General features: G+C 65.9%; 14 protein-coding genes. 2 read left to right on the top strand and 12 right to left on the bottom strand.

Annotated features, from left to right (window positions below; genetic code table 11):
* Positions 1–23: 23 nt before the first annotated feature.
* Complete coding sequence (gene espB / locus MAAFP003_RS06095) at positions 24–1,541, bottom strand: EspB family ESX-1 secretion system-associated protein (protein ID WP_096285316.1); 1,518 nt, start codon at positions 1,539–1,541, stop codon at positions 24–26.
* 312 nt (positions 1,542–1,853) lie between these two features.
* Here espB and MAAFP003_RS06090 point away from each other — a divergent pair, with 312 nt between their 5' ends.
* Positions 1,854–2,459 (top strand): DUF5134 domain-containing protein, encoded by a 606-nt coding sequence (locus MAAFP003_RS06090; RefSeq protein ID WP_096285314.1) that lies wholly within the window; start codon positions 1,854–1,856, stop codon positions 2,457–2,459.
* Positions 2,460–2,468: 9 nt separating this feature from the next.
* On the opposite strand, the gene MAAFP003_RS06085 is transcribed toward MAAFP003_RS06090, so the two are convergent.
* The 5 genes from MAAFP003_RS06085 to MAAFP003_RS29375 all read right to left on the bottom strand — a co-directional run bounded on the left by MAAFP003_RS06085 (position 2,469) and on the right by MAAFP003_RS29375 (position 7,920).
* Entirely contained in the window at positions 2,469–3,764 is a 1,296-nt protein-coding gene (locus tag MAAFP003_RS06085) for a fatty acid desaturase family protein (protein ID WP_096285312.1), read from the bottom strand.
* Positions 3,765–3,849: 85 nt separating this feature from the next.
* Complete coding sequence (locus tag MAAFP003_RS06080; RefSeq protein ID WP_096285310.1) at positions 3,850–5,001, bottom strand: ferredoxin reductase; 1,152 nt, start codon at positions 4,999–5,001, stop codon at positions 3,850–3,852.
* A gap of 87 nt (positions 5,002–5,088) precedes the next feature.
* Complete coding sequence (locus MAAFP003_RS06075) at positions 5,089–5,595, bottom strand: DUF6912 family protein (protein ID WP_096285308.1); 507 nt, start codon at positions 5,593–5,595, stop codon at positions 5,089–5,091.
* A 2-nt stretch (positions 5,596–5,597) separates the two neighbouring features.
* Positions 5,598–6,437: a polyphosphate kinase 2 gene (ppk2, locus tag MAAFP003_RS06070; RefSeq protein ID WP_423790882.1), complete on the bottom strand. Its 840-nt coding sequence runs from the start codon at positions 6,435–6,437 to the stop codon at positions 5,598–5,600.
* 73 nt (positions 6,438–6,510) lie between these two features.
* A complete protein-coding gene (locus tag MAAFP003_RS29375; protein ID WP_096285304.1) occupies positions 6,511–7,920 on the bottom strand; it encodes a WS/DGAT/MGAT family O-acyltransferase in 1,410 nt (469 codons plus the stop codon).
* A gap of 202 nt (positions 7,921–8,122) precedes the next feature.
* Here MAAFP003_RS29375 and MAAFP003_RS06060 point away from each other — a divergent pair, with 202 nt between their 5' ends.
* Positions 8,123–8,668, top strand: a complete 546-nt coding sequence (locus tag MAAFP003_RS06060; RefSeq protein WP_096285302.1) for an Rv3235 family protein — start codon at positions 8,123–8,125, stop codon at positions 8,666–8,668.
* A gap of 4 nt (positions 8,669–8,672) precedes the next feature.
* Here MAAFP003_RS06060 and MAAFP003_RS06055 read toward each other — a convergent pair whose 3' ends face one another.
* The 6 genes from MAAFP003_RS06055 to secA form a co-directional block, all read right to left on the bottom strand.
* On the bottom strand, positions 8,673–9,830 hold the full coding sequence (locus MAAFP003_RS06055; protein WP_096285300.1) for a cation:proton antiporter: 1,158 nt from the start codon (positions 9,828–9,830) through the stop codon (positions 8,673–8,675).
* A gap of 4 nt (positions 9,831–9,834) precedes the next feature.
* Entirely contained in the window at positions 9,835–10,317 is a 483-nt protein-coding gene (locus MAAFP003_RS06050) for a cation:proton antiporter regulatory subunit (RefSeq protein ID WP_096285298.1), read from the bottom strand.
* Between the two features lie 78 nt (positions 10,318–10,395).
* Entirely contained in the window at positions 10,396–11,151 is a 756-nt protein-coding gene (gene mddA / locus MAAFP003_RS06045; RefSeq protein ID WP_096285296.1) for a methanethiol S-methyltransferase, read from the bottom strand.
* 47 nt (positions 11,152–11,198) lie between these two features.
* Positions 11,199–12,782 carry an HD domain-containing phosphohydrolase gene (locus MAAFP003_RS06040; protein ID WP_096285294.1) on the bottom strand — a complete coding sequence of 528 codons (1,584 nt, stop codon included), beginning with the start codon at positions 12,780–12,782 and terminating at the stop codon, positions 11,199–11,201.
* 33 nt (positions 12,783–12,815) lie between these two features.
* Positions 12,816–13,562 (bottom strand): hypothetical protein, encoded by a 747-nt coding sequence (locus MAAFP003_RS06035; protein WP_096285292.1) that lies wholly within the window; start codon positions 13,560–13,562, stop codon positions 12,816–12,818.
* A gap of 129 nt (positions 13,563–13,691) precedes the next feature.
* Positions 13,692–16,541, bottom strand: coding sequence for a preprotein translocase subunit SecA (gene secA / locus MAAFP003_RS06030; protein WP_096285290.1), 2,850 nt, complete (start codon positions 16,539–16,541; stop codon positions 13,692–13,694).
* Positions 16,542–16,592: the final 51 nt, after the last annotated feature.

Here is a 16,592-nt window from a genome sequence, read left to right as displayed (position 1 = left end):
ACTCCTCGCTCCACGACTGCCGGCTACTGCTTGGGCACTTCCTTGGCACCCCGCAGACCGATGACGCCCTCAGTCCAGGACCGCTGCTCGGTGTAAAGCGCCTCCTCGTCCCCTTGCACGCGTTTGGCTTTGCCGGTGCCCTTGTCGCCACCCGCGGCGGGAGCCCCGCCCATACCGCCGCCCATCGCGCCCGCGCCCGGGACGCCTCGGCCGGCGATTGCGGGCCCGGCTGCCGCTCCCGCGGCAGCGGCCCGTGCGGGCGCGCCGTCTTCTCCCCAGGATTGCAACGGCGTGCCCGGCACACCGGCCCCGCCGAAGGATGCCGGCTTGACCCCGCCACCGTGCGGAAGCTTCGGTGCGCCTTGGCCTTTCATGTCCCGTAGCGCCTCGGCCAGCTGCGGATCGGGCGTCTGTGCCGTCGAGGGCATCATCGGCATCATCGGTGTCGATGGAATGAACGGCAGACCCCCCTGATCACCGGAAGGGGTGGGCGGCCCAGGCGCCGGCTTGTCGTCGGGTATCCAGTCCGGCCGCGGCGGCGGCTTGAGAACATGAGACTTCTTGATGTCTTCATCGCTCGGCCGCACCGACGGCTTCCACGGCTTGGGCGGATCGATTTTCTTGGCGCTGGGCGGCGCCGTCGGATTCACTTGCGACACCGGCAAACCCGATTTGCCGCGGAAATCAGTGAGCAGAGCCAGGGAGTTTTTCGACGCCTCGTTGTAGGTTGTCATAAACGTTTCGTAGCCGGAGTGCATATTGGCTCTGGCCCACGCCTCGAGCTCGACCAAGCTCTTGTAATCCCACTTCACCCGCTTCCCGTGGCGAGCGTCCTTGCCCCAGACGTGTTGCTTGCGCAAGGCGCGGAACTCGTCGGCGACCGTTTGAGCCTGACGAGACATCTGATCGCTGAATCTCGCCATATTGTCCAACCACGTCCGCTGCAATTCGAAATTCTCCCCGACGGCGGTGGCAGCCTCACCTTCCCATTCTCGGAAGGGCCGGAAACGATCGCGGGCTCGCCGCAACGCGTCGTGGTATTTAGCCCATTGTTCGGCGAAGCGATCAAACGATGCGCCTTGATCCATTTGTTCGAGTTCCAAGGCCGCCTGTTCGAGGTTGTGTAGCCCGTCCATCGCCTCTTCCGGCACGTCTTGGTTCGGAGCAACGCCGGCGCCGAACATCGCGGGGCCGGCATCGCCGGGCCCGGGCCCGGGCATGGCCACACCCGACAGCGGCGTTTCGTTGCGCAACGCCGCTGCCGCATCTTCGTCGACGTGGCGATATGCCTTGGCCGCATTCCGCAGCGACTGGGCCAGGTCTTTGCGCGACTTTTCGAACAGCCCTAGGTAATAGCGCATGTTGTCAGCGGAATAACCGAGGTCTTTGGCACCTTGTTTGACAATCGCCAGGCCGCACGGAGGTTGGGGGACTTCGGTGGGTATGCCTCGTCCTTGCTGATCCACCAGCGGCGCTTCCAACTCGTTCGCCCGAGCTATCAGTTCCTCGTAGACGACCTTCGTCATCACCGGTCCGGTCATGGCGAATCACCTCCTAGCTGCCACAGGGCACGACGAATGAGCGCGCGACCAAAGTCCGGTGAAATTCCATCACGGCCGAGCTGCGACAACTGGCGAATCAGCAACGCCGATTACCGGCCATCTCAGCATCCCTTCAACGACACCTCGACGTCGCCCGAAGTTAGCCTAACTTGAGCCCGCGGCAGCTACCCGCACCAATATCCAGGCCATGTTGCCGCGTCGCCCCGGCCGACTCGACACGCTGGCGCGCTGCTTGACCTTGGTACCCTACGGGGGTACCGTCCAGCCCATGTTGGACGGCGCGGCCGGCTCTTGATCGGCGACTGCACGCTGCGGTGGATTGTCACCGCGCTCTTCGGTGTCAGCATTGCGACCTACGTCTATCTCCTTGTCGCCCAACGTGACCGATCGACAAGCACGATCGACCATCTGTTGCACCTGACGATGGCCGCCACAATGATCCTGATGGCATGGCACATCGGAGGGGATGTCTCGACGGCCGCGCCGATGATCATCTTCGCGTCGGCAGGCGCCTGGTTTGTGCGGGCGGCCTGCCGACGCTCGTTCGCCACCGGTGAGCGACTCACCAACGCCTACTACGCGGCGATGGCGGCGGCGATGGTGTGGATGTACGCGGTGATGAGCGGTAGCCTGCCGGGCCAGGTCAGCCACCCGAAGCCCGATTCGCTGGCCATGAACATGCCCGGCATGGAGATGCCGGCACACGAGATGTCCAAGGCCCCAGCAGGATTCGGGTGGATCACCGCGGTGAACTGGATCGTGGTCCTCGGTTTCGCGGTTGCGGCGCTGTATTGGTCAAGCCGTTGCGCCGCCCGGCGGCAGTCCGCGCGCTTGGTACCGATGTATCAAGCTTGCGCTGCCGCCGGCACCGCGGCGATGTTCTTCGCCCAGCTCTAGGCGCAGCGCCTAGGCCGCCAGGTCGTCGGCGTCCTTGAGCATCTGCTCCATCTTCTTCATGGCGCGCTTGTTGCGGCGCCAGCCCCGAACGGTGGCGATTGCGGTCTTGAGGCCGCGCCGCCGGCCGGTCTGCGGGTCGGTACCCGCGAAGTCGGCTTCCAGTTCGGCGAACATCCGCTCGCTACGGGTTTCCGGAGCGTCGTCGGCGTTGTCCAGCAAGTACTTGTTGGGCAACGACAGCTTGGCCATCGTGCGCCACGTCTTGCCGTACTGCACCAGGAAAGATCCTGTGGTGTAAGGCAAGTCGTACTTGTCGCAGACCTCGCGCACTCGCACCGAGATCTCATGCAGCCGATTGCTCGGCAGGTCGGGGTACAGGTGGTGCTCGATCTGGTGGCACAGGTTGCCGCTCATGAACCGCAGCGCCGGTCCCGCCTCGAAGTTGGCACTGCCCAGCATCTGGCGCAGGTACCAGTGTCCCTTCGACTCTCCGATCATGTCGGTCTTGGTGAATTTCTCTGCGCCATCAGGGAAGTGGCCGCAGAAAATCACCGCGTTGGCCCACACATTGCGGATCACGTTGGCAACGGCGTTGGCCTTCAGCGTGGACTTGTAGGTCGCGCCGGGCGACAGCGAGGTCAGTGCCGGGAATGCGACATAGTCCTTGAGCACCTGACGACCGGCCTTGGCGAAGAACTCGTCCGTGCGCTGCCGCGCTTCGTCCTGATCCATCCGCTTCTTGACGATCTTGCCGATTTCCACGTGCTGCAGGCCGACACCCCACTCAAAACCGAGGGCCAGCAAGGTGTTCCACACCAGGTTTAAAAGGTTGAACTTCTTCCAGCGCTGGTCGCGGGTGACGCGCAGCATGCCGTAGCCGACGTCGTCGTCCATCCCGAGGATGTTGGTGTACTTGTGGTGCACGAAGTTGTGGGTGTAACGCCAGTGCTTGGACGAGCCGCTCATGTCCCACTCCCACGAGGAGGAGTGGATCTCCGGGTCGTTCATCCAGTCCCACTGGCCGTGCATGACGTTGTGGCCGATCTCCATGTTCTCGATGATCTTGGCCACGCCCAAAGTCACAGTTCCGGCCCACCATGCCGAGCGCCGCGAACTCGCGGCCAGCATCAGTCGGGCGGACACCTCCAGCGCACGCTGTGCGGCGATGGTGCGATGAATGTAGCGGGCGTCCCGCTCGCCACGTGAGTCCTCCACGTCCTGGCGGATAGCATCGAGCTCAACGGCCAGGGCTTCGATATCAGCGTCCGACAGATGCGCGAATACGTCGATGTCTGTGATCGCCATCGTTCTCACCTCCCGGCGTTCGATCTTGTGGTCAGTACCTACGCTATCGTAACCTACGACTCCGTAGGTTACCTATGAGTAATACCTAAATGTCGAGCACACAATCGCCGGAAGCCGCCGACACGCAGGTCTGCACCCGGCTTCCCGGCTCGTGTTCCTGCCCGGTTCGCAGGTCACGGACGTGACCCTCCACCAGGGGTACCACGCAAGACTGGCAGATACCCATCCGGCAGCCGAAGGGCATCTGGATTCCGGCCCCCTCCCCCGCATCCATCAGCGAGGTCGCGGCGTCGGCGGCCACCGTGCGACCGGTGCGGCCGAAGGTCACCGTTCCGCCCTGGCCGGCCGGTGCCGACTTGGCCACCGCGAACCGCTCCAGGTGCAACCGGTCGCTGATGCCCGCGGCAGCCCATACCTTCTCGGCCTGGGCCAGCATGCCCTCCGGTCCGCAGGCCCAGGTTTGACGTTCGCGCCAGTCCGGTACCTCGTCGTCGAGCCGGGCGAGGTCGAGGCGCCCCTTCGTGCGGGTCTCGCGCACCTGCAACCGGTACCCGGGATGCACCGAGGCGAGCGCGGTCAACTCGGCACCAAACATCACCTCGGATTCGGTGGGCGCCGAATGGACGTGCTGAATGTCACCAATCTGCTTGCGGCGCACCAGCGTTCGCAGCATCGACATCACCGGCGTGATTCCCGATCCCGCAGTGAGGAACAGAATCGACGGCGGAGCCGGGTCGGGAAGCACGAAGTTGCCCTGGGGTGCGGCCAGCCGCACGATGGTGCCCGGCTCGACACCGCCCACCAGGTGGCTGGACAGGAAGCCTTCCGGCATCGCCTTGACACTGATCGTCACGGTGCGCTCGTGGCCGGACCCCGACCGCGCCACCGGGCTCGACGTCAGCGAATACGACCGCCAGCGCCAGCGGCCGTCCATCCGCAGTCCGATCCCGATGTATTGGCCGGGCTCGAAGTCGAAGCTGAAGCCCCAGCCCGGCTTGATGACCAGGGTCGCGGAATCCTCCGTCTCGCGGCGAACCTGCACGATGCGGCCCCGCAATTCCCGCGCCGACCATAACGGGTTGGCCAGATGTAGATAGTCGTCGGGCAGCAGCGGTGTCGTGATGCGCGCAGCGATCTGGCGCAGCGCATGCCAGCCGGGATGCCGTTCCGCGCCCGCGACCGTCGGGCGCTTGGTGTCGACCACATTCGCGGTGACCGATTGGTATTTCCTACCCATAATGAAAGCTACGGTACCGTAAGTTACGTTATCTTTTCCAGGCTGACCCGCCCGGATTGCGTCACATTCGCCGGCCGGTCGAGGCGGTCACAACAGCTCGAGCAGGAACGGCAGCTCCTGGTTCGCATACCAGGCCAAATCGTAATCCTGGGCGTCGCCGACGATCAGATCGGCATCCTCATCCCCCAGGTCAGCGGCATCGATGGCCTCGATCGCCTTCGCCACGGCCTCCTCCGCGCCGGCGTTGTCGACATAGGCCGCGACCACCTGGTCCATCGAGACCGGCCCGGCGATTCTGACCACCGCATCGTCGAGGTCGGGACGGAAGGTGACGTCGTCGACCTCGGCGGTCAGCACCGCGCGCCGCGGCCGCACCGACTCGGCGTCGTGGGCCGCCAGCAGACGCAGCGACGCCAGCGCCGCCTCGCGCAACGCCACGTCGGCGAGCTCGTCCTCGTCGCCTTCCGCATAGGCCTCGCGCAGTGTCGGGGTCACCGCGAACGCGGTGCCGTTGACCGGCCGCAGCGAGTCCTCGGCGACGAGCTGCTGCAGCATCGTCAATGTGACCGGAATGTAGACCTGGGTCGCGCCCATCCCTAGGCCTCGATCAGGGTCGCCGCGTAGTCGTCGACATACGTCGACAGCTCGCGGGGCGGACGATGATAGTTGCCGCTGACGACCGGACGGTCCGGCAAGTCAACCTTCGGCTGGTCGACCTCGTGGTAGGAGATGCTGGACAACAGGTGGTGCATCATGTTCAGCCGCGCGTGCTTCTTGATATCGGATTCCACTATGTACCAAGGGCTTACCGGCGTGTCGGTGTGCACCATCATTTCGTCTTTGGCGCGCGAATAGTCCTCCCAGCGGTACACCGATTCCAAGTCCGTGGTGGACAGTTTCCAGCGCCGGACGGGATCGTTGCGGCGTGCCTTGAAACGGCGCAACTGTTCGGACTCGGAAACCGAAAACCAGTACTTGCGCAGCAGAATCCCGTCGTCGATCAGCATCTGCTCGAATATAGGAGTCTGGCGCAGAAACAGCGCATGTTCTTGCGGCGTGCAGAATCCCATGACTTTCTCGATGCCGGCGCGGTTGTACCACGATCGGTCGAACAGCACGATTTCGCCCTTGGAAGGCAGGTGCGCGATATACCGCTGGTAGTACCACTGGCCGCGCTCTCGATCCGTGGGCACCGGCAAGGCGGCGATATTGGCGGTACGGGGACTGAGGTATTCGGTGATCCGCTTGATGGCACCCCCCTTGCCCGCGGCGTCACGGCCTTCGAAAAGCACCACGATTCGCGCGCCGGAATACCGTACCCACTCCTGCAGCTTCACGAATTCTGCTTGCAGCCTGAACAATTCGGCTTCGTACACGGCCTCGGAGATCCTGGCAACGGCGCGCGCCGGCGATTTCTTTTTCTTCGTCTTCGCCACTGGTGCGCCGTCATTCGAAGTGCTCACATCAACGAATGGTAGATGCACGCATACCAATTTTCACCGCTAACGACTAGCGGGAAGCGTCGAGTAGTTCCTCGAGTGATTGCTTCAGCAGCGCGGGCAGCAGGTCGACATCGCTCATCGCCTCGCGGTCGGCATTGATTCCGAAATACAGCGTCCCGTTGTACGACGTCACACCGATGGCCAGCGCCTGATTGTGCAGCAGCGGCGGCACCGCATAGGTCTCCAGCAGTTTGGTGCCGGCGATATACATCTGCGACTGGGCGCCGGGGGCATTGGTGATCAGCAAGTTGAACAGCCGCGCCGAGAAGCTGGTGGCCACCCGGATGCCCATGGCGTGCAGGGTCGGTGGCGCGAACCCGGACAACGTGACGATGGTCCGGGCGTCGACCAACCGGGCGGCCGACGGATTGGATTCGGTGGCGTGCGCGATCTGCGACAGCCGCACCACCGCATTGGCCTCGCCCACCGGCAGGTCGACCAGGAACGGGGAGACCTGACTGATCATTTGGCCGGGGCCCGTCGAGTCGTGCTGGTCCTCGGCATACACCGAAAGCGGTGCCATCGCCCGGATGGTGGCGCTCGACGACACCCCTTCCCCGCGCGACATCAGCCAGTTGCTCAGGGCACCGGTCACGACCGCCAGCACCACATCGTTGATGTCGCAGTCGTAGCGGGCGCGCACCGTCCGGTAGTCCTCGAGGCTTCCGCGGGCGACAGTGAAGCGCCGATGACGCGAAACGGTGGCGTTGAGCGGACTACTGGGCGCGGTGCCGCGCGCGACCGTGCGCGCGATGTCGAAGACCCGGCGACCCACGTTGAGCAGTTCGCCGTAGTTCGTCGCCACCCCGGCCATCGCGGAGCCGACGGCCTGCAGCTGCGTGCCGGGGCCCACCAGCCAGTCGGTGAGCGCGCCCAGCAGCAGCCGCGTCGAGCCGGGCTCGCGTTCCGGGATCCAGATGTCCTCGGGGAACGGCGCCGGCTGCCGGGTCCGATCGGCGATCACATGGCCGATCTCCAGCGCGGTCATCCCGTTGATCAGCGCCTGGTGCGACTTGGTGTAGAGCGCGACCCGGTTCTTGGCCAGGCCTTCAACCAGGTACATCTCCCACAGCGGGCGCGTCTTGTCCAGCGGGCGTGCGGCCAGCCGGGCGATCAGCTCGTGCAGCTGTTCATCGCTGCCCGGCGACGGCAACGCCGAGCGCCGCACGTGGTAGGTGATGTCGAAGTCGGCGTCATCGATCCAGACCGGCCGGGCCATGCCGACCCCCACTTCGCGCACCTTCTGCCGATAGCGAGGTATTTGCGGCAACCGCTGTTCGACGGCGGCGAGCAGCGTCTCGTAGCTCAGTCCGTTGCGCGGGCGCTGCAGGATCGACAGCGATCCGACGTACATGGGGGTGGCGCTGTTTTCGAGCCGATAGAAGGATGCGTCCGCTGTGGACAACCGGGTCACCATTGCGGCCCTGGCCTCCTTGGTCAATCCTTCGGGTTCCCCGATGTTCCCGCTCACCGTAATCGTCCGCCAGGGCGCAACACGGCGCGGGTACGCGCGATGTCGAATTGTGCGATGATGGCCGGCAACTGAAAAGCATTGAAAGACCAATTGTCTGTCACTCTCCTGCAGGCCGCTCGTTCACTGACTACTTGGAGAGTGCGCGTTGTCCATCAGCTCCGTAAACCCCGCTCACCGTGACGATTTCGCCGTCGTGCCCGTCGTCGAGTACGAACCGCCGCCGCGGCAGGTGCCGCGTAACAGCGCCGGCTGCCGGCAGCCGGCGGTGGCACGCCGAAGCGGCGGCGGGCCGCGCCGGCCGTACAGCGGGCGGCCGGTCAGGCAACCCGAGCCGGCGGCGGCTTGGTCGGCGACAATGCGTCAGGCGGGCGCCTTCGCCGACGCCGCGCTGCGCCGGGTGCTGGAGGTCATCGATCACCGGCGGCCGGTCACCCAGCTTCGGCCGCTGCTGGTGCATGGCCTCGTCGACTCCGTGCTGTCGGTGAGCCAGGCGCGCGGCGGGCGCCAGGGCGCCGCGGTGCTGCGCCGGATGCGGCTGCAGCCGGTCGGGCACCGGGATGCGGAGACCGCCGCCGAGGTGTTCGGCTCTTACAGCCGCGGCGACCGCATCCACGCCATCGCGGCCCGGGTCCAGATGCTGCCGACCAGCAACGGAATCCGGTGGCAGGTGGTGGCCCTGCACCTCGGTTGAGCGGCTAGGCCGGCGATGCGGCGCCCTCGCGCGACGGGCCGCCCGAGAATCGGGCCAGCACCGGACCCAGGATGGCCATCACGAACACATACGCCGTCGCCAGCGCGGCCACAGTGGGGATCGCCGCGCCGACCAAGCCAATGATGATCAGCGAGAACTCGCCCCGCGCGACCAGTGCGGTCCCCGCGCGCAACTGCCCGCGCCGCGCCACGCCGTCGCGCCGGGCGGCGAAGATCCCGGTGGCCACCTTGGTGGCCGCGGTGACGGCGGCCAGCGCCAGCGCGACCGGAAGCACCGGAACCAGCTCGTGCGGGTCCACCTGCAGACCGATCGCCACGAAGAAGATCGCGGCGAACAGGTCGCGCAACGGTCCCAGCACCTTGCGCGCCCGTTTCGCGGTGTCACCGGTCAGGGTGAGCCCGACCAGGAAAGCGCCGACGGCCGCCGAGGCGTGCAGCGATTCGGCCAGCGCCGCCACCATCAGGGTCACCCCCAGCACCCGCAGCAACAGCTGCTCGGAGTCGGCGTTGGCCACCAGCCGGCCCACGTGATGGCCCCAGTAATAGGACGCGAAGAACGCGACGAAGAGCGCACCGATCGCTACGGCCATCCCCGCGACCGCCTCCAGCCCGGTACCGCCGGACGCCAGCACCGCGAACAGCGGCAGGTAGGCGGCCATCGCGAAGTCCTCGAGCACCAGCACCGACAGCACGGCCGGCGTTTCGCGGTTACCGAGCCGGTGCAGGTCCTCCAGCAGGCGCGCGATCACACCGGAGGACGAGATGTAGGTGACGCCGGCCAGGGCCAGAATCGCGATGCCGTCCAGCCCCAGCAGCCACCCCGCCACCGCTCCCGGGGTGGCGTTGAGGACCGCGTCGACCCCGGCCGAGGGCAGGTGGTGACGCAGGCTGGCGGCGAACTCCGTCGCGGAAAACTCCAGTCCGAGGGTCAGCAGCAGCAGCACGACGCCGATGGGCGCACCCGTCGTGATGAACTCACCGGCGGCGGCCACCGGCCAGATGCCACCTTTGCCCAGCGACAGACCCGCCATCAGATAGACCGGGATCGGCGACAGCGCGAACCGCCGCGAGATGGCCCCCAACACCGCGAGCGCGGCGAGGAGGGCGCCTAGCTGAAACAGCAGCGCCCCCGAAACCTGCACTGGCTCAGCCCTTGTCGACGATTTGCTCGACGGCTGCGATGCCCTCTTCGGTGCCGATGACGATCAAAACGTCTCGCTCCCGCAGCAATTCGGCAGGACCCGGCGAGGCGAGCACATCCTCGTCGCGCACGATCGCGACAATCGACGCACCGGTGCGGGTGCGAGCATGGGTGTCGCCCAACGGTTTGTCGACGAACGGGCTGCCCGGCTCGATATGGACTTGACCCGCCTCAAGCCCGGGCACTTCGCGGGTGAGCTCGGTGAACCGCTCGGCAATGCGGGGAGCGCCCAGAATCAGGGCTACGGTGTCGGCCTCTTCGTCGGTGAGGTGAAACACCGGCCGGGCCTGGTCCGGATCGTCGGAGCCGTAGAGGACGACGTCGAAGTCGCCGCCGCGCCGCGCGATGATGCCGATCCGGTCGCCCTTATGGCTGACGAACTCGTATCGCAGACCGACGCCGGGCAGCAATACCTCCTTGACATCCATATCCGCAACATACCGGGAACGCCCGGCTTGATACCGCACACGTTGCCGCGATACAGGCGGAGTTCATATCGAGCAGGGCTAGTGCTGGCCGGCCGCCGCGTGCGGGTGCCGCCGTGTCCCGGGCACCAGGGCCGGCACCTCGCGGCGGTAGGCACGGTAGGGCTCGCCCAGCGACTCGACCAGGTCGTGTTCCTCGAGCCGCACCGCGATCAGGATGTAACCCGAGGTGGCGGCGCTGAACAGCAAGTGCCCGAACGTCATCGTGGGTGTCGCCCAGAATGCGATCAGGAAGCCCAGCATCAGCGGGTGACGCACCAGGCGGTACAGGTAGCGAACACGAAAGTCCAATTCGCGGTAAGGTTTTCCGCGCCAGGCCAGGTACACCTGTCGCAGGCCGAACAGGTCGAAATGGCTGACCATGAAGGACGAGAAGAACACCGTGGCCCAGCCGAGCCAGAACAGCGCCCACAAAACCACCCGTGCCGCCGGCAGACTCACGTCCCACACGACGTAGGGCAGCGTGCGCCACTGCCAGTAGAGCAGCAATAGCGCGGCACTCGCCAGGATCACGTAGGTGCTGCGTTCGATCGACCTGGGCACAAATCGGATCCACCATCTCTTGAACGCGGGTCTGGCCATCACGCTGTGCTGAATCGCGAAAACACCGAGTAGGACTACGTCAATCAGCACCGCCGGGCCGACCGGGGCCGAGAGCGCATGGTCGACGCTGCGGGGCACCAGGATGTTGCCGACGAATCCGATCGCGTACATGAACGACACCAGGAACAGCAGATAAGCCACTGCGCCGTAACAGATTGTCAAATATCGACTCATGTATGAATTGTCCGCCGAATTCCCGGCGAGGGAATGGGGCGATTGCCTCAATTTTCTGCAGTCGGTGAGGACAATCCCTGTTGCAGGGCATACATGCTGGCGCCGATGCGATTCGAGACGCCGATCTTGGCGTACGTTCGCTCCACATGATTGCGGGCGGTCTTCTCGGTGATCACCAAGGCCGCCGCGATCTCCTTGTTCGACGCGCCGCGAGCGACCAGGCGAAGTACCTCGATCTCGCGCGGGGTGAGACCATCCGGACGCGGCTTGGGCCGCCCGGCCGGCCGGCCGGCCGCATGCAGCACCGCTTCGACCGCGACAGGGTCGAGCTCGCCGGCGCTCACCCGCTCGTGCATCCGCCGGCTCGCCGCGCCGGACGACAGCTCGCCGCGGTATGGTCTTGGCTCACAAGCGGATTGGTAACTGACCGCCGCTGCCAGGATACGGTCGGGCAGGCTCAGCGCGGAACCGGCAAGTCCGCGTGGATATCCCGATCCATTCAGACATTCATGGTGGTTTCCTGCGACTTCGGCCAGCCGCCCCAGGCCGCGAACCTGGTTGAGGATCCGGGTGGTGAGATAGGGATGCAGTCGCACCCGTTCGAATTCGCCCGCAGTCAAAGACCCTGGCTTGGACCAGATTTGATTCGACACACCGATGCGGCCCAGGTCGTGCACATGGCCAGCACGTCGCGTCAGGGCCGCCGAACCCGCGTCAACGCCGGCCGCGATTGCCGCATCGCCGGCGAGTCCGGCCACCGCACGCGAATGCCCAAGGGTGAAAGGACATTTGAGGTCCACGAAGTCGCCGAACGCGACAAGCAGTGCGTCCAGCCCCTCGTCGTCGAGCCGCTGATGACGATCGGGGGCCTCGTGCACGGCCGCGGCCCACGCATCGCCGGGGCCCGGGCCGGCCAGGATTGCCTCGGCATCGCGGATGAACGTATCGACGACCTTCGGGTCGAACTGGCCACCGCGGCGACCGCGAGCCATCGCCACGGCGCCCTCGACACCGTAGGTGCGGTGGTGCACCTCGACCATCTCGGCGAGCTGGGCGACCCGCATCTGGATCGGAATCTCGTCGTCGCGGGCGCCGGCAGGCAGGCCGCCGCCGTCGTAGCGCTCGAAGGCGAACGCGAGCGACGCCTGGACGCTGGGGCCCAGGCCGATGCGATCCGCCAGCAGCGCCGCGGAGGTGCAGTGCGAGTGAATGAGCCGGGACAGCTGACCGCGCGCATCGGCGAACAGGGTTGCCATGATGGTCAGCCGCTGCGTCAACGGCTGACCGCGACCGATGTTGCCCAGCAGGAACCGCCAATACGGCAGGCCCGACCAGTCGACCAGATACGAGTCATGCCGGACCGCAATGTCATCGCCGAACCACCGCGCGTATTCATGGGAGTCGGCGTGACATCCGATCCACATCACAAGTGTCGTGTAATAGACGCAATCCCGTTGCGCGTCGGTCAATCCCAGCCGATCCGCGAGCCGGGTCGCGATCATCGCCGCACGCAGCATGTGCTCGGCGGGCTGTCCCAAGCCGAGGTCGATCGCCACCGATAACGCCGCGAGCAATTCGGCCCGGCTGGGCGCCTCGCCCGCCGGCGCCGGCTCGGCTGGGTGCGACGCCATCGGCCCATTGTCCCCTTCGGTCGCAGGCAAGTTTCAGCAAATCGAAATAGTGCGCTGCACGGCGCGATGACGGGCCGGGTCGAACGCCTCCAGACGACCGCCCCCGGTCACGAACAGCCCGCGCTGCGGACCCCAGAAGTCGGCCAAGCGGGCCTGCTGCGGCAACGGGGTCACCACGCCCAGGTCCTCGCCGCGCCATACCGCGCGCGAATCGCGGACGGCCCAGAATCGCTTGGGAGCGATCATGAATCGCTGGCCGTTCGGCGCGCTGCCGGATAGCCGCACCCGCCCGGTGCCCATCAGCGGTCCGGCCACTCGCCCGAGGGCGCCGAGGGCCCGTTGGTTGGTCCACGCCCAGGCGGGCAATCGCGGGGCGATCGCGCTCATCAGCCGGGTCGACGCGCTGGTCCCGAGATCGAGCTGCCACTCGAGCAAGCCGGCAATCCGGATGTACAGCGACCACGGCGTCACCCAGGCGACGTCGATTTCACATTGCACCGCGTCATTGGGTGTGGCCGAGCTGAAGAAGCGGGAGCAGCTGAGTTCGCCGGAACTGGTCGCGTAAAACGTCCATACCCCCGCGGTATCGCGATGCCACACCGACCGGTAGGCCGGCGCGAACGACGACGTGGGTATGCAACGCAGCGCGAGGTAATGTCCGCTGGCGAAGGGGAGCCCCAAAACCCCGAAACCGGCGAATCTTTCGTCGTCGCCGGGGGGCAGCGTGGCACTGTGCAGGACGGCCGAAGCAGCGTCGGCGGGAGTGTGCAACGTACTCATGCACCGATGGTGCGCGGCACCGCGGGGCCCGCGCATGAGGCCTATGCCTCAAACCCTGCTCGCGAATGTGCGGCCAGCCGCACACTCACCGCCGAATGTGCGGCCAGGCTCACATTCGGCGTGGTGAAGCTAGCGCTTCTTGACCGACTTCGGCGGCTTGGCGCCCCGGCCTTGCTGACGGGCGGCGGCGCGGCGCTCGCGCCTGCTGGCCCCGGCGGGCACGCCGGCCGGAGTCTTCTGCGCGCCACCGCCGTTGCGCTGAACTTCGGCCGAACCGTCTTCTGCCGGACCGGAATACGTCAGGGCGGGGGCCTCGGTATCAATGCCCTTGGCGCGCAAGGTGCTTGGCGCCGGCTCGCGTACCGCGGCGGGCGCGGCGGCGGATTCGCCCTGCTGCTGTTCGGTGGCCGCGGCGGCAGTCGCGAACTCCGCCAGGCCTTCCGGCGTTTCCACCGGCGCGACCTGCGGAGCGGGAACCGCTTCGACGCTGACGTTGAACAAGAAGCCGACCGACTCCTCCTTCATGCCATCCAGCATGGCCATGAACATGTCGTAGCCCTCGCGCTGGTACTCGACCAGCGGATCGCGCTGCGCCATCGCCCGCAGCCCGATGCCCTCCTTGAGATAGTCCATCTCGTAGAGGTGCTCACGCCACTTGCGGTCGATCACGTTGAGCAACACGTTGCGCTCCAGCTGTCGCATCGCACCCTCGCCGGCAATCTCCTCCAGCTCGGCTTCTCTTGCGGCATAAGCCCGTTCGGCGTCTTTGACGAGCGCCTCGAGCAGCTCCTCGCGAGTGAGATCGTCGTGCTCGGAGTCCGCGTCCCGACGGGTCAGCGACTCGTGCTCGATCCCGACCGGATACAGCGTCTTGAGCGCCGACCACAACGCGTCGAGGTCCCAATCCTCGGCATAGCCTTCGGTTGTCGCGCCGTCCACATAGGCGGTGATGACATCGCGGACCATCTCGAACGCCTGCTCCTGCAGGTTCTCGCCCTCGAGGATGCGCTTGCGCTCGGCGTAGATCACCTTGCGCTGCTGGTTCATCACCTCGTCGTACTTCAGGACGTTTTTGCGGACCTCGAAGTTCTGCTGCTCAACCTGGGTCTGGGCGCTCTTGATAGCGCGGGTGACCATCTTGGCTTCGATCGGCACGTCGTCGGGCAGGTTCAGCCGGTTGAGCATCGCCTCGAGCGCGGCGCCGTTGAACCGGCGCATCAACTCGTCACCCAGTGACAGGTAGAAGCGCGACTCACCCGGGTCGCCCTGCCGGCCGGAGCGACCGCGCAGCTGGTTGTCGATACGGCGCGACTCGTGGCGTTCGGTGCCCAGCACGTACAGCCCGCCGGCCTCGATGACTTCTTCGGCCTCGGCATTGGCTTCTTCTTTGACCTTGGGCAGTTCCTCGTGCCAGGCCGCCTCGTACTCGTCGGGCGTCTCCACCGGGTCCAGACCCCGGGCGCGCAGCCGCTGATCGGTGAGGAAGTCGACGTTGCCGCCCAGCACGATGTCGGTACCGCGACCGGCCATGTTGGTGGCCACGGTGATGCCGCCGCGGCGACCGGCCACCGCGATGATGCCGGCTTCCTGCTCGTGAAACTTCGCGTTGAGCACGTTGTGCGGGATGCGGCGCTTGGCGAACTGCCGTGACAGGTACTCCGAGCGCTCGACGCTGGTGGTACCGATCAGAACCGGCTGGCCCTTCTCGTAGCGCTCGGAGACGTCGTCGACGACCGCGATGTACTTGGCCTCTTCGGTCTTATAGATCAGGTCGGACTGGTCTTGGCGGACCATCGGCTTGTTGGTCGGAATCGGGACCACGCCGAGCTTGTAGATCTCGTGCAGCTCGGCCGCCTCGGTCTGGGCGGTACCGGTCATGCCGGCCAGCTTGTCGTAGAGCCGGAAGTAGTTCTGCAACGTGATCGTGGCGAGCGTCTGGTTCTCGGCCTTGATCTCGACGTGCTCCTTGGCCTCGATGGCTTGGTGCATGCCCTCGTTGTAGCGACGACCGATCAGCACCCGACCGGTGAATTCGTCGACGATCAGGACCTCGCCGTCTCGGACGATGTAGTCCTTATCGCGGTTGAACAGCTCCTTGGCCTTCAACGCGTTGTTCAGGTAGCTGACCAGCGGCGAGTTCGCGGCCTCGTAGAGGTTGTCGATGCCCAGCTGGTCCTCGACGAACTCCACCCCGAGTTCGTGCACACCGACGGTGCGTTTGCGCAGGTCGACCTCGTAATGGGTGTCCTTTTCCATCAGCGGCGCCAACCGGGCGAACTCGAGGTACCAGTTGGAGGCACCGTCGGCGGGCCCGGAAATGATCAACGGCGTGCGGGCCTCGTCGATCAGGATGGAGTCCACCTCGTCGACGATCGCGAAGGTGTGTCCGCGCTGCACCATGTCGTCCACCGAGTGCGCCATGTTGTCGCGCAGGTAGTCGAAGCCGAACTCGTTGTTGGTGCCGTAGGTGATGTCGGCGTGGTAGGCCACCCGGCGCTCGTCGGGGGTCATGTTGGCCAGGATCACCCCGACCTGCAGGCCGAGGAAGCGGTGCACCCGGCCCATCCACTCGCTGTCGCGTTTGGCCAGGTAGTCGTTGACGGTGACAATGTGCACGCCCTTGCCGGCCAGCGCGTTGAGGTAGGCCGGCAACACACAGGTCAGCGTCTTGCCCTCACCGGTTTTCATCTCGGCGACGTTGCCCAGGTGTAGCGCGGCGGCGCCCATCACCTGCACGTCGAACGGACGCTGGTCCAGCACCCGCCAGGCGGCCTCGCGGGCCACCGCGAAGGCCTCGGGCAGCAGGTCGTCGAGGGTCTCGCCGTCGTCGAGCCGCTTGCGGAACTCGTCGGTCTTGGCCCGCAGCTCCGCATCGGTGAGTTTCTCGACGTCGTCAGACAACGTGTTGACATAGTCGGCCACGCGCTTGAGGCGCTTGACCATGCGACCTTCACCAAGGCGCAGCAGCTTCGACAGCACAGCTAGGTCCCCTGTGGGTAGGAGTCTTCGTTAGTAAGGCGACTCCCATCG

This window comes from Mycobacterium ahvazicum (assembly GCF_900176255.2).
Classification (GTDB): domain Bacteria; phylum Actinomycetota; class Actinomycetes; order Mycobacteriales; family Mycobacteriaceae; genus Mycobacterium; species Mycobacterium ahvazicum.
The sequence above is the reverse complement of the archived record's forward strand: the minus strand, read 5'-3'. Positions and strand labels throughout refer to the sequence as shown.